This window comes from Nocardioides sp. WG-D5 (genome assembly GCF_054031175.1).
Genome location: NZ_CM132928.1, coordinates 5,518,199 through 5,531,074, shown reverse-complemented (window position 1 = coordinate 5,531,074; position 12,876 = coordinate 5,518,199). Strand labels below are relative to the sequence as shown.

The 12,876-nt window shown below is 64.6% G+C and carries 13 protein-coding genes; 7 read left to right on the top strand and 6 right to left on the bottom strand.

What is annotated here, in order from left to right:
• The first annotated feature begins 1 nt into the window (after position 1).
• Positions 2-2,824 carry a pPIWI_RE module domain-containing protein gene (locus ACWZJV_RS26735; protein WP_457179513.1) on the top strand — a complete coding sequence of 941 codons (2,823 nt, stop codon included), beginning with the start codon at positions 2-4 and terminating at the stop codon, positions 2,822-2,824.
• Between the two features lie 47 nt (positions 2,825-2,871).
• Here ACWZJV_RS26735 and ACWZJV_RS26730 read toward each other — a convergent pair whose 3' ends face one another.
• The gene (locus ACWZJV_RS26730; protein WP_457179512.1) at positions 2,872-3,591 is read right to left on the bottom strand and encodes a M48 family metallopeptidase; all 720 of its coding nucleotides are present in this window, start codon (positions 3,589-3,591) and stop codon (positions 2,872-2,874) included.
• The gene (locus ACWZJV_RS26725) at positions 3,578-4,726 is read right to left on the bottom strand and encodes a hypothetical protein (protein WP_457179511.1); all 1,149 of its coding nucleotides are present in this window, start codon (positions 4,724-4,726) and stop codon (positions 3,578-3,580) included. Before ACWZJV_RS26725 ends, ACWZJV_RS26730 begins: the two co-directional genes overlap by 14 nt.
• Before the next feature lie 221 nt (positions 4,727-4,947).
• On the opposite strand from ACWZJV_RS26725, the gene ACWZJV_RS26720 reads away from it, so the two are divergent.
• Both ACWZJV_RS26720 and ACWZJV_RS26715 read left to right on the top strand, forming a co-directional pair.
• Positions 4,948-5,271, top strand: coding sequence for a hypothetical protein (locus tag ACWZJV_RS26720; protein ID WP_457179510.1), 324 nt, complete (start codon positions 4,948-4,950; stop codon positions 5,269-5,271).
• A gap of 311 nt (positions 5,272-5,582) precedes the next feature.
• Positions 5,583-6,581, top strand: coding sequence for a hypothetical protein (locus tag ACWZJV_RS26715; RefSeq protein ID WP_457179509.1), 999 nt, complete (start codon positions 5,583-5,585; stop codon positions 6,579-6,581).
• Between the two features lie 42 nt (positions 6,582-6,623).
• Here the strand turns inward: ACWZJV_RS26715 and ACWZJV_RS26710 are convergent, their stop codons facing one another.
• The 3 genes from ACWZJV_RS26710 to ACWZJV_RS26700 all read right to left on the bottom strand — a co-directional run bounded on the left by ACWZJV_RS26710 (position 6,624) and on the right by ACWZJV_RS26700 (position 8,898).
• A complete protein-coding gene (locus ACWZJV_RS26710; RefSeq protein WP_457179508.1) occupies positions 6,624-7,013 on the bottom strand; it encodes a hypothetical protein in 390 nt (129 codons plus the stop codon).
• A gap of 156 nt (positions 7,014-7,169) precedes the next feature.
• Positions 7,170-7,772 (bottom strand): hypothetical protein, encoded by a 603-nt coding sequence (locus ACWZJV_RS26705; protein WP_457179507.1) that lies wholly within the window; start codon positions 7,770-7,772, stop codon positions 7,170-7,172.
• 76 nt (positions 7,773-7,848) lie between these two features.
• The gene (locus tag ACWZJV_RS26700) at positions 7,849-8,898 is read right to left on the bottom strand and encodes a serine/threonine-protein kinase (RefSeq protein WP_457179506.1); all 1,050 of its coding nucleotides are present in this window, start codon (positions 8,896-8,898) and stop codon (positions 7,849-7,851) included.
• 24 nt (positions 8,899-8,922) lie between these two features.
• Between ACWZJV_RS26700 and ACWZJV_RS26695 the strand changes: the two genes are divergently transcribed.
• Both ACWZJV_RS26695 and ACWZJV_RS26690 read left to right on the top strand, forming a co-directional pair.
• Positions 8,923-9,381 carry a hypothetical protein gene (locus ACWZJV_RS26695; RefSeq protein WP_457179505.1) on the top strand — a complete coding sequence of 153 codons (459 nt, stop codon included), beginning with the start codon at positions 8,923-8,925 and terminating at the stop codon, positions 9,379-9,381.
• Positions 9,382-9,754: 373 nt separating this feature from the next.
• Positions 9,755-10,279, top strand: coding sequence for a cysteine hydrolase family protein (locus tag ACWZJV_RS26690; RefSeq protein ID WP_457179504.1), 525 nt, complete (start codon positions 9,755-9,757; stop codon positions 10,277-10,279).
• Between the two features lie 99 nt (positions 10,280-10,378).
• On the opposite strand, the gene ACWZJV_RS26685 is transcribed toward ACWZJV_RS26690, so the two are convergent.
• Entirely contained in the window at positions 10,379-11,695 is a 1,317-nt protein-coding gene (locus ACWZJV_RS26685) for a hypothetical protein (protein ID WP_457179503.1), read from the bottom strand.
• Positions 11,696-12,108: 413 nt separating this feature from the next.
• On the opposite strand from ACWZJV_RS26685, the gene ACWZJV_RS26680 reads away from it, so the two are divergent.
• The gene (locus tag ACWZJV_RS26680; protein WP_457179502.1) at positions 12,109-12,417 is read left to right on the top strand and encodes a hypothetical protein; all 309 of its coding nucleotides are present in this window, start codon (positions 12,109-12,111) and stop codon (positions 12,415-12,417) included.
• Between the two features lie 181 nt (positions 12,418-12,598).
• Complete coding sequence (locus ACWZJV_RS26675; protein WP_457179501.1) at positions 12,599-12,874, top strand: helix-turn-helix domain-containing protein; 276 nt, start codon at positions 12,599-12,601, stop codon at positions 12,872-12,874.
• The last annotated feature ends 2 nt before the right edge of the window (positions 12,875-12,876 follow it).

Genomic DNA, 12,876 nt, shown 5'->3' with positions numbered 1-12,876 from the left:
CATGGCATACGAATTTGTCGACACTGCCTCCTACCGACTCCGGCTGCCGGCAGACCTCGACCGCCTGCTCGGATCGTTCCATGCGTTTACGATGCCCGAGGACTGGCCCGCGATCATTCGCGAGGTGTACGCCGCCAAGCGCGGCAAAGACGCCGTCGACGAGTCCTGGGCGCTGCCGATCGGCCGGGTCAATAAGACCCTCCGAGCACTGTGCCCCGACGTGCTCTACGCCGGCTCTCAAGTCACACCGTCATCCACGACGCCGTGGCTCTACGCCCGACGTCCCGTAGACGCCGAGACGCTCAAACGGATCATGCAGGCGTACCTCCAGGACGACCTGTCCGATGAGAAGGACTTCCCCGCACTTCTGCGCGCCGTTGATGCGCTCGATGTCTCTGCACACTCCGATGACTGGCACCTCGCATCCTTCCAGTCGGCCCAGATCGACAAGTCGAAGGCTGGAACCGCGGTGCTCGACCAGTTCCTCTATCGCCTGATCCCTGAGGTCATCGCCGAGCGCATCCTGGCGCTCGACCCGATCGCCAACGATCTGCGCTTCCACCAGGTCGCCACGCCAGACGGGGCCGAGTTGATGTCGTGGCCGCCGCTTCAGCACACGACGGTCAACCGCAACGGCGAATCGCGAGTCGCACACTACTCGGCAGTGCTCGGGATCCAGATGCGTACGCGGCCCTTCGATCCGTCGCCGCGATTGCATCTCGGCGTCAGCATCCGCCGATGGGTCACTGACAAGCTCTACATCCCCGACAAGTCGGTCTCGACCTACATCAAACCGCATCTCGACCCATTGCGAGGGCGGACCCGATTCGCGGTTGCGCCGCTGCGATACATGGGCGGAGACCAACCGCCGGCCTGGGGCATGAACGGCAACGCCCGCATGCTCAACCGACTTCTCGTTGGCGCCGATTTCCCCGACCCAGCCGTAATGAGTACCGACGCGGGCGCCTACCTGAGCCCCACCGCCGACATCCAAGCAGGCACCAACCACCACACCCAGATGGGTTGGCACGATGTCGAGACAGGCGTCATGCCCGACGAACGCAGGCACATCCTCACCTGGGCCTCACAGGCTTTGCCCGAAGACTTCGAGCCTGCAATCGCGCTCGAGCAGACCCCGCTTGGCCGCCTGAACCTCGAGCCCCAGATCCTTGCAAGGAAGAAAGTTCCGACCGAGCCTAGGAAGCCGAAGGCAAAACGCGCCCCCGACGATTCGGCAGCGACTCAGGCACATCTGGAGAAAGTCGCGAAGTACGAAGAGGCACTGCGCGCCCATCCCGAACGACGAGACCTTGCCATCTCGGAAAACGAGCGCATCGATGCCCACAACTCCGCCCGACACCGTCACATCCTCGCCCGCGGAATGGAGGGCGAGGAACTGCGCGTGCACGTGCTCACACAGACAGACGACGTACGCGACGCGTTGGTCGCAGCAGCAGCCCACTGGCTCGGACTCGCACCCGAGGTCGTCCATGACCACCCGGGACATATCCTGTTCCAGGACGACGAGCTCAAGGTTCGGGTCATCTGTGAACCAGCAGGTCAACTGGCATCCGCGTTGGGCGGAGGAGCCGTACCCGCGCGGGGCGAAGCCCATCAGAAGGCGATCAACGAGCGTGCGGAACTCGTACGGAAGCACTTCGAGGACCAAGAGTTCATGAGCGAGGCGGCGATCGTAGAGATCCAGCCACGCAGTGCGTTCAAGAAGCGCCGCACCGATCCCAAGTGGGCGATCCGCCAAGGCGCGGCGCGAGCGAAGCGGGTCACCCAGTTCATCACCACGCCGGGCGATACGAAGGACGCCGACAGGCTCCCGTTCAAGGCGCTTGCGTCTTGGGAGGACACGATCCGGTCGCAGGGTATCGGCCTTGTGCCCGAACGGCACCCGGACATCAACATTCCAGACGACCTCGACCAAGCAGCGATCTGGCTCGTGCGCCGCAACGTCAGCAAGACCAACGGCTCATCGATCTTCATGCCCATCGCTGTACTCCTCAACCCGAACAACCCCCGAGTGCTGGCGCGGACCGCCGAGGAGACCGACTGGCTCCCCTACAACGAAGTCCTCTGCCGACTCGCGGCCTCACCGCCAAAGACCGAGGAACAACGATCCGAAGCGGTACAGCGAGACGAACTCGGCCGGTTCATCCGAACCTCCATGCAGCGCCTCAAAGGAAGACCAGCACTACTCCTTACCGACGCAAGCAACGTGCGGTCACTTTGGAAGTGGGCCACCGACAAGGACATCGAGATCGACCGCTTCAGCCCCAACGAGACGGCATCCACGCCGTTGGCAGCGTTCAATCAGAAGCTACGTGTCGTGCGGGTACGGACCGAATCCGACCGCCTCGAAACGCCACAGTGGTGGGCCCGCCCGTCCGCGAAAGAGGACGCTGAGCCTGGACCGGCCGGGTTCACTTATGGACTTTGGCAGGAGTGCGAGGCCACGCCCGATAACCGGGTGTTCTTTAGCCTGGCGCCGAAGAACCCGAAACTTCAGACGCACCACCGCGGCCTCCGAAAGTTCATCCGCATCGGCGCCGACGGACTGCACCCAGACGCCGCAGCCCCCGTTCCGAGAATCCTCGAGATCGCGGTTGCCGGCCTCGCCAAGGGCGACGAACCCGAAACCGCCGCACACTGGGCGATGTTCGTCCACCACCAGCGGTTCACCGCAAGCTACCCCGACGGCCTCGAATACCCGTACGCCCTCAGCCTGTGCCAGCGCGCGGCCTCATTCGCCTTCCCCAACGCGGAGGTCACCAACGAGCCCGACCCGGAGGATGATCAACTAGCGCTCTTCTGACCCGCTCCCACGGCCCCGCGGAGACGTTCGCTGAGGCGAAGGCACGCCTATAGCATCTCGTCGGCAAGTGGGGCCGCGTTGAGCTCATCTCGTCTACTGCGCCAGTCAGGCATAACCTGGTCCATCGCTCTGGCAAAGCGTTCGCCGTGGTTGCGCTCCCGATAATGAGTCATCTCGTGCACGACGATGTACTCCAGACACCTGGGCGACTTCTTCGCGAGCTCGAGGTTGAACCAGAGGTGATGGGTCTCCCGGTTGCAGGAGCCCCACTTGGTCTTCATCCGGCGAATGCTCCAACGCGGAACGGATACGCCAAGGCGTTCCTCCCACTCGGCTATCACGGCCGATAGAGCCGTACGAAGCAGGGCACGATACCAACGGTCCAGAGCGGCGCGCTTGGACTCGGTGTCGACATCGGCAGGGGTGTAGAGGACGAGCCGGTCGCCGTCAATCTCGAAGTGGATCCGACCGGGACGCTCGACAATCTTGAGCCGGCGGCGTACGCCCCAGACGTAGTGCGACTCCCCCGCAACCAGCTCTCTCTCGCTCAGACGCGGCGCTGCCTCCAACTCGGCGCGCTGCTTGCGTATCCAAGGGAGCCGCTTGATGACCGCGAGTCGCACCTGGTCGTCGTCGAGGCGCGACGGTGCTGCTACCCGTACGCGGCCGGCGGGCGGGTAGACGCCGATGTGGAGGTTCTTGATGTCTTGGTAGAGGACGTCGACTTCCAGATCGCGGATGGTGAGCTGGGTGCTAGTGGTACTCATAGTGACGCTTCACCATATCCATCAGCTCCTCGAACTTGACCTCCTGCCACCCCTCCGGAAGCACCCGCTTCACTGCCGTGCGGACCCGCTTCTCCTTGAGGGGGTGGCCGATCCAGTCGGCTCGCTTGCTGCCACGAACCGCTTCATCCACAGCGAGCGCCACCTCGACGCCATCGTTGAAGCCGATCTCGTTCCGGAAGTAAGTCACCAAGGCCCGCTTTCCTGGGGTCTCAGCCCAGTCCGGAAACTCTGCAGACTGGTCCTCACCGGCACCGACCAGGCGTGCTGCCACAAGCAATCGCTTCAAGTACTCCTCGTAGTCGATGGCCGCCTGTCGGCGGTCGTCGAGGATGTCGTCGAGGAGCTTGCTCATCTTGTCGTAGAAGACCGGGTTGAGCGCGCGCTCATCGATGATCACTTTGCGCATGTTATTAACGACGACCTCAGCCACCGCGTCACGGTCACCGCGGATGCCGCCCGGCAGATGACCGAGTGCCTCGGGACCGATCTTGCCGATCAGGTCGATGAGGCCCTGGTCATCGAAGTCGGTGACCTTGCGGGACGGGTCGGCAACGACGTACTTGTCGAGCAGGGCCCGCATGTCGGCTTCGTACGCCTTGAAGTCGACGTTTTCACCCGCGCCGATCTTCACCTCATCGCGTACGTCTGAGTAGTGCTGGATCTCCGCACGGATGGCCGCCGTCTCCTCAGCCGTGTAGCCGGCCTCGGTCATGTCGTTTGCCAGGTTGGCGAACGCGCGGACCACGGTGGAGACGGCCTTGTAGAGGTCGACCCGCTTGGGCTCGTTGGTCTTGAGTTGCTCCGCGTCACCAGGGTCGACGGCGCAGAAGTAGCGCTGGTACTGCAGGGTCGCCTTGGGCGGGAGCACCGGTTCGACGATCGCGCGGATCTGCTCCAGTGCCTCGTCGAGCGCTTCACGCCCCTTCGCTACCCGGTCCTTGAGAAGGCCTTCGACATCAGACTTGTCGTAGTCCTCCAACGCGCCCGAGGTGTAGTCGGTGACTGCGGTCTCCAGAGCCTTGAAAAGGTCCTTATAGTCGACGAGGCCATGACTCTCAGCGTGGTCCCGGATAGCAGACAGCAGTGCGCCGCCGGCACCGTTCTTGCGGTGCAAACGGCGCGGACCGCGCTCGGTGACCGTTCTGTGGCGTGACCGGTGCCGGCATGGTCCGCTGTGGGGTGAACAGCGGCAGTTGGCTCGGGTCGGGCGGCTCGATGTTGCTGGTGGGCGGGCGGTGGTCGTTCATCGAGTCACCTCCTCGACCAATTGGGAACGGCTGCGGGCGATGGCCGCCTGAATGACCTCAGCCAGCGCCACCAGGGAACGGACGTACGTTGCTCGCACACGCCGTCACCCTTGCCGAAGCACGCTCCTACCTTGCCGCGCTCGCCGACAACGCCCGCACCGTCGAGGGCTCAATCGCCTACGAACGCGTACTCCTCCAACTCGACCTGGTCCACGGCGACCAGTCCCCGGCCCACGAGGAGATTCTCCCCGGTCTGCTGCCCCCAGATCAGCTCTACCGCCTCGCGGTCAAGACCATCGAAGATCTCGTACGGCACGGAGTCGACGCCCTCCAGATCGAACTCGTGCTCGCAGCTCTCCTCGAGGCCCGCGAGACCGACACTGCGGTGAACGGCAGCACCGGGCGGTCGTGATGTACGGCGAGAACGGCGGTGAACTCCGCAACGCCCTCGTCACTTTGCTCGGCCAGTACCGAGTCAACTACCGCCTGCTTCTCGGGATCAGCCGAACGCACTCGCCGCATGCCACCCGGGCCCTACAGATCGAGTTCGCCGGGCAGATCCTCCGCTACCGGCGGACCATTCTGACGTGGTGCCATCAGGCACTTGAGCAGGCCAACCCGAATCCGAAGGCCGAGCGGAGCCCGGAGCTCTATGAGCCACCGGACTGGCTGTGCAGAGCGCTGAACCGACTGCGGCACCGCAATCCTGGCCCGCTGCCATCCTTGAGAGAGCTCGCCACTCCTCAAGACATCGGGATTATCGAAGAATGGCGCCGAGCGGCCAAGGCAGCAGCCCTTGCCGAGCACGACCTCGACGGCGGCCTCGGCGGCGGAATCCTCACCCACCGCGAGTGGCTCACCCTCGTCGGCGATATCGCCGACATCACCAAAGCACTGCGCGTCCTCGACCACCGCTACCGCAACCTCCCGGGCTGGGAGCGCCTCAAGGGTGTACGCGGCCTCGACCAGCACATCGACGACTGCTCCACCCGCAGCCAGGCGCGCTACGGCATCCCCGACTACAACATCGACTGGCGCGGATGGCACGCACCGCATCCGGAGATATCCCCGGATGCCGACACGATCACCCGTGTCATCGCCGCCGAGCACCGCCTCCTCAGCTCCCTCAAAACCGTCCCCTCAATGGCCAACCTCCGCCACCTGCTCCACTCCCAGCGCGAACTCTCCAATCTCGCCGCCCTCCGCGCCCGAGACATCGCACCTGAACAGGCGGCACAGTTCCGCAGACGCGAGCAGAACCTCGCCAAGGTGTCGAAAACTGCCCGAACCGCCGGCGGCCTGGCCGGTACCGGCGCCAGCGCCACTCAGCGCAGCGCCGACGCCGTACGCCTACTCGCCACCATCCCCATCGGCGAGATGATCGATGTCGACGCGCTCCGCAACCTCGACAAACTCTTCCGCCACATCGACAACGCCCTTCACCGAGCCATCGAGTACGGCTTCAACACCCGCATCTACCTCGTACGCAACACCCTCCCGCGCATCGACCCCACCGACGGCCTCCAACCTCACCGAGCACGGCAGATCTTCGAACCCCTCCAACACGAGGGACGTACGCCGCTGGTCGCCGTCGCCCGCCGGTACCTCCGCACAGCCCCGGTCCAGATAGCCCCACCCGGGGTCGCTGCGATAAACCGTGCCGACTTCGACAACGCGATCAACCGCCGCCGAAGCTCGGGCCGCGGCCGAGCCTCCCTCTAGACTCGGATCCGAGACCGCAACTTCAAAGCCCACTCGAGATGCTCACTGCCGCCACCACTCCACAACACTGTCCCGGTAAGCCTCAGCGATCCTCCGCGCCGCATCCTCCAACCACCTGACCCCGTCAACGACCCACAGTCGAGCCATCGCGATCGCGACGATCCCGTCCAGGTCCTCGGTCTCCTCCCGGAGCCGATCAAGCAGGTCAGGGACCGTCGGAATCCCCCGGGTAAGACTCACCAGCCTCTCCACAGAAACCGACTCGGCCGAGGGCACGCGCCACGGCCCCAGGACCAGTTCCGCGCGAGCAGTCATCAGGCACACCGCCAGGTCCTCCAGCCCGGCCTCGTCGGCGTGGTCCGAGAGCCCCACGAGAAGAGAGCTCACCCGCCGGCAGATGGTCATTGCCTCATACGTGTTGATGTCATCCATGTCCCAAAGGAGGCCCCCGACTAGGTGAGTCTGTGACGATGACGGTCCGAACGTGTCCACAGTTGTCCCCAAGTCCGCACGACGTCTCCTGACAGGTCAGTTTGGGCCAGACCGTTGGCACCCCGATGAACTCGGCTGCCACAGAGGGCCAGGCGCTCAGGCTCCTTCCGGGTCGGCGCAGATCTCGCACGCTTCGAGATGGCACTCATCGAGCATGTCCGCTGCATCGACCAGATCACGGACCAGGCGGCGAACCGCCACGGCAATCGTCCTGGACGGCGCTTCGTAGGCGACCTCTGTCGCCTCGTCGTTCGCGTCGCGCTCGATTACGACGACACTCACCAGGTGGCCCTCGGGACCGCCTCCGCTCGACGCCGAGATCCGGATACCCTCATGCTCCAACTCCAATGGGTCCCCTTTGCGCCGTCTGCCCTTGCGCTGTGCGTCACCAGTGCCTCTGACATAGTCCTCGTAATGTTCGAACCGGTCACGAAGATCCTTAAGCGCGGGGTGCTCTTCGCTGAAGCGCTGGATGATCTCGCTGTCCTTGCCGACTGCCAACTCGCTTCCGCGGACGACGTTGCGCACCGCGTCAACGAGCACCATCGTCATTGCGTCGCGGCGACCGATCTCTGTCGCGGGCGACTCTGGCATGGAAATGGACTCGATGGTCTGGTAGGTCTGGGACGCGGCGGCGGCCCACATGTGGGCCCACCTGACTAGGCGGCGGTCGACGCTCCAAGGGGAATTCTCTGCCATGGCGGAATCATGGCATCGCCGACCGCGCCGATCAGAACCGTCGGAGTCGCGACGCGCAAGACAGCCACCTCAAACCTCAGAGGCTCGCCGTCAGCTGCTGCAGGGTCACGATGATCTTTCCCGGGGTGACGCGGATGTCCGGCTTGCCGCGAACCTGACGTCCGCTGCCCGCAAGTCGGGCGCTAACCTCGATCGAGCGCTGGTCGACCTGCGTACAGCAGACCTGGACCTCTTTTTGCGCACCATGCCGCGCACCAAAGACGCAGTACAGGTGTCCGTCATGGCTCACGCGGTGCCAGTCCCTGCTGCCCTGGACTGCACCGACTAGGGCATTGCCAAAATCGGTAGCGCTCGCATGACGCTTCGTCGGGTCACCGCTCAGCGACTTCCGCACCACCGCACCGACTGCTCGAGACACGTGCGGCGCGATGCTGCGGAGCTCTCTCGTCGAGCCTGCCAGGAGCTGATCGCGCTGCTCCTGCCTTGAGGCTAGGTGGGTGATCGGGTATTCGCCGCTCAGGAGATAAAACGCTGTCGCCGCGAGCGAGTAGACGTCGGTTGCCTGCGAGCACTTGCCGCCTTCACGGATCACCTCGGGGGCCACGGTGCAATAAGTCCCGTTGGGCGGCGCCGTTCCATCGTCCGCGAGGAGGTGGCAGAAGCCCAGGTCGCCCAAAACTGCATCGACGCCTCCAACCAAAACGTTGCCCGGCTTGACGTCCCGGTGAATCATTCCGGCCCGGTGGATGCGATCAAGCCCTGAGGCAATCTGTTGCACCAGGTGAGCCGCCCTCGACGCAGCTATGCCGTACGGCTGGGCGAGATCTTCGAGGTCGCCTCCGCTCATGATGGGAGTGACGATGAATCGGATGTCGCTGTTGATCACGACATCGGCGTTCACCACCCGCAGCAGGAATCTCGACTTGAGCTGCTCAAGCCGCTGGGCCTCATGCCAGGGGCCCGCCGCGCCTTCCTCCAACGGGTTGAGCAACTTCACCGCGACGCGGGAGTCGAGGTGTCGGTCGTGCGCCTCGTAGACCGAGCCACCAGCCCCGCCGCCAAGTTTGCCGGCCAGCACATAGCGGTCGTTGACGGTAGTTCCGGGGGGAAATTCCGACAGGTCCACAGGTAGAAGGCTAAGGTTTCGCGCATGCGCGCGCTGGGAATCTCCGTGGACCCTGCGGCCGGAAGCCCGAAGGTCCACGTTGCGACCGTAGAACAGCGGCCGTCCGGCCCGCCCTCGGTTGAGACATTCACCATCAAGACGACTGAGACGGATCCTGGGGCACAGGCAGTCAGCCTCGCTCGACTGCTCCAAGGACGGCTCCCTGGGCTGTCATTCGACGCAGCTGCGATCAAGACCGCAGGCGCCTCGCCCGTCGCGCGCCGTAACCGCGCGACGTTCCAGCGAGCTCACGCCGAGGGCGCTCTCCTGTTCGTGTTGCATGAGGTCGCCGACATTCGCGTTGAAGCCAAGGACGCCCATGGGCTCGCGACATCTGCGGGGAAGAAGAAGACTGACCTAGAAATCGCCGCAGATACTGCCGCAGAAGGGCTGCCGGGCAAGTACCGAGACGCGGTCTACGCCGCCCTCGCACTGCTGCCCTAGCGAATCCTGCTTAAGCTCGACGCGGACGTGGTCAAGCTCAGGGACACTAATCTCACCAGCGGATTCGACTAGCGGGTTGAGCACGATCCCGACCAGCGCTGACTCGTTGCCACCATCGCGCAGACGTCGAGCAGCGCGGGCAAGCAGGGTTCCGCTCGCATAGTTCAAGTCGAAGACAATCGCCGGGCCGCAAGCGTCGCCGTGCATAGTTGGGGCAAGCATCATCGCGGCCCCGAGCACACGCTCCGCTTGGGGACTAGCGGCTACCACACCGAAGCCCTCGTACACGGAAGTCGCCCGCACAAGAGACTCAGCACAGCGCCGCAGATGGTCGGCGGCGTCATTCGCTCGGACGACCGCTGAGCCGTGATTCATGATGCTCACCAGGTCCACAACCGCTTCTCCTCTCCGCCCTTCTCCCCCGAACGAGAGTATCGCGTCACCCATTGGGTGTCCTCGAAGTGGCGACATCCGTCCAGTCGTACCCCGGTGCGGCCGCGAGACCGGCAGGGCGACCTGGTGGTCTGGGTGCTGCCCGCAAACCCGGCTCCGCCGGCGTCTTCGACCCAGCCAACCGCTACGTCCGGCTGATGATTGCCTCAAGCCGAGCCCGGAGGAACCCGTGGTCACGAAGGTCCCCCACAATGCCTCAACCACCACGAATCTGCAGCAGGTCCTCGCCCAGAATGGCGTCACCGAGGTGGTGATCAGCGGCATACGCACCGAGCACTGCTGCAAGACGACCACACGGATACCTCCGACCTCGGGTACAACATCGTGTTCGTCAGCGATGCGACCGCAATCCACTCCCCTGCCTCATTGGACATTGCCCGTCGATGCGTCCCTGGAACAGATACTGTCCGATCCGCAAACTCTCAGCCCCCGAGGTCGCGACTGAGCTGACCGAGCATGCTCTGGCACGCCGGTTCGCCACCATCCGGAACCTCGACGAGCCGGCCGCAGACTCCAAAACTGCACCTGCTGGATCTGGCCGGGGTCAGGAGCCGATGCGGATGTCGCAGAAAGGATCCCGTCGCCACAGCTCGGGCAGCGTCGAGCCCTCGGACGCCGGGATCCGCTGCGGTGGATCAGCGGCGGCGATGAGCATCGCGGCCAGTCGGGCGCTTCCTTGCTTGACCTGATCCGGGATGGGGTCCGCGGAGAGCGCCTCGTCGATCCGCTTGCCGACTCGCGTCTTGACCGAGTTATCGAGACGACCTTGGTAGTCGCCCATCTTGTCGTTGAAGGACTGCCAGCGCACCGGGGCCAGCTGGTTCGCGGCGTCGCGGAGGACGTCTTCGCCGAACATGAACTCCATTGAGACCGCTCGGCCGTTGACGTTTCCGACGCTGGGCCCCTCGGGCCCCAGGGTCGGGTACCTGTTCGCGTAGCGCACTTCCGGGAGGCAGACGGTCGCGACCTGGGCTGGCAGCTTGAGCTTCGAAAGCTGCGCAGCGGCCTCGCGCCCAGCTGTGTCATTGTCGAGCACGGCGACGATGCGGTTCATGACGCCCGCCGCAGCCATCCCCTTGGTGAGAGACACGACGCGGTCGCTTCCGCCGGGAGGGCGCAGGTCGACGTCCAGGAACGTGAAGAAGTGGGCCACCTCGGGCACAGCGACCTCCAGAGAGCGGCGCAGCCGCTGCGCGTCGCTCGAACCCTCGGTGATGACGATGACGGGCCCGTTCGCCGCTACTGCGGCGGACATCCGCAGACGAGCCTCTTCGTGGGGGTTCTGATCTGTGGTGAGCCAGCCTCCCAGCACGAGGTCCGTGAGGTCGAGTTTCACCTCGGTCGAGGCTCGTGTGCGACAAAGCGAGAGTGCGAGCGCGAACCTCGGGTCGTCGAAGGCCTCCCGCAGCAGCTGCCATTGCTCGTACAGGAAGTACGCCTCGGGTTGTTCTCGCATGTCCGGATCGACCCCTGCGCCGGAGGCACGCCCCGAGCGGGTGGTCAGCGCGGCTGTGATCGCAGCACCGTTCGGGTACTGCGCTATGTCCTCCTGGTCGTCGAAGAAGGCGGCGCTCAGTCGGCAGACCCAGTCAGAGGAGAAACCTTGAAGCTCCAGCCGCCGTCTCAGTGCACCCGCTGTGGACGAGTAGCCCATCAGGTCTGCGTGCCAGACTGCGAGCGACCCGTTCCATTTCGGCGCGTCGTCGGCTCGGCTCTCGTGCTCGGCATACGCGGCGAGCTTGGCAGCGTCCAGGAAGCGGTCTTCGCCGGCGAAGAGCAGCATCAGGTCGTCGGGCACATAGCTCTTGCCCCACACAGGGACGGCGTGCCCTCCGACCTCCATGTGCCACCATGATCCCATCTGCTGAACCCTAGTGGTCAGGTCGGATGCGACGGTGCAGAACGCCTCAGTCGGCGCTGCCGTGAGCCACACACATACCTCACAACATTCGTGACCAATACCCACCTCCCACGACCTGCAACGAGATCCACCACCTCTTCAACGCCGTCCTCACGCAGCCGCTCGGGATCGCGCACCGACTCGAATGGTCGAGATGGCGACGCAGGCATCAACACCGAGCACGAACCAGCCACTACAACCGCCGCGGCCACACGCCACCGCCGTGACGATCACGAAGTCCGGCTGCCGTACTAGGCGCGACGCTGCTCAGCGGATCGACCGCCTTTCAGGAGCAGATCGCAACACAGGCGAAGGTCTTGTTGGATAATCCTCATCCGGGACGCAGTCGACAGGTCGCCGTTCCCGTCACCCAGATGACGAACGCTGATGACGGCTGGTTTCTCGTCTGGTCGACGCATCCGACTGGCACCGATCTGGCAATGACGATCTCAGACCAGGAACGGTACCTCCGGGTAAAGAAGCACCAACTTGGCCTGCCCCGTGGCGCCCTGTTCCTATTCGACCAACGGAGCCGCGATCTGGTGCACATCTCCTACGACGGTCACATCGGGGAACTCCCCGACGATCTCAAGCCGCTGTTGGAACTGCTGCGTCCACCCGAAGCGATGCAGCACCGGCCGCCACCGACCAAGAAGCGCTCAAGCAAGAAGAAGCGGCGCTGACTCTGCGTCTGTTCGTAGCGCGCCCTTCTGGGCTACTAGAGCCGGTGTGCCTCAACGGGGCATGCTTCCTACCGGGATGGGCCCACACCACAATGGGCGGCGGCGCGCGGCTCAGCCAAGCGTGGTGGGTGCAGGGCACCTTGGACGCGAAGGCACAACAATCGCTTCCAAGGAGTCGAGCATGGCCGCCCAACCTACAGAGGCCCCGGAACAAGCTTCCACGATCCACCTGCTCAGCATCGAGGAGGCAGCGACGTACCTGAACGTGCCCCAGCGCTGGGTTGCCGACGCGGTGCGCCAGCGCCGGATCCGATGCAGCAGGATCGGAAAGCACGTCAGGTTCCGCCTCGAGCACCTCGACGAGTTCATCAGCGCCTGCGAGCAGCCGCTGACAGCGCCCAGCGACACGAAGGCCCTCCACCTGGGCCCCAAGGCGTCGGGCCGTTCGCGTCTCTGACC

Excerpts from the sequence above, each read along its gene's own strand:
- ACWZJV_RS26705 (WP_457179507.1), bottom strand. The coding sequence starts at position 7,772 with ATGGCAGAGAATTCCCCTTGGAGCGTCGACCGCCGCCTAGTCAGGTGG.
- ACWZJV_RS26710 (WP_457179508.1), bottom strand. The coding sequence starts at position 7,013 with ATGGATGACATCAACACGTATGAGGCAATGACCATCTGCCGGCGGGTG.
- ACWZJV_RS26695 (WP_457179505.1), top strand. The coding sequence starts at position 8,923 with ATGCGCGCGCTGGGAATCTCCGTGGACCCTGCGGCCGGAAGCCCGAAG.
- ACWZJV_RS26690 (WP_457179504.1), top strand. The coding sequence starts at position 9,755 with ATGATGCTCACCAGGTCCACAACCGCTTCTCCTCTCCGCCCTTCTCCC.
- ACWZJV_RS26735 (WP_457179513.1), top strand. The coding sequence starts at position 2 with ATGGCATACGAATTTGTCGACACTGCCTCCTACCGACTCCGGCTGCCG.
- ACWZJV_RS26685 (WP_457179503.1), bottom strand. The coding sequence starts at position 11,695 with ATGGGATCATGGTGGCACATGGAGGTCGGAGGGCACGCCGTCCCTGTG.
- ACWZJV_RS26680 (WP_457179502.1), top strand. The coding sequence starts at position 12,109 with ATGACGAACGCTGATGACGGCTGGTTTCTCGTCTGGTCGACGCATCCG.
- ACWZJV_RS26730 (WP_457179512.1), bottom strand. The coding sequence starts at position 3,591 with ATGAGTACCACTAGCACCCAGCTCACCATCCGCGATCTGGAAGTCGAC.
- ACWZJV_RS26675 (WP_457179501.1), top strand. The coding sequence starts at position 12,599 with ATGGCCGCCCAACCTACAGAGGCCCCGGAACAAGCTTCCACGATCCAC.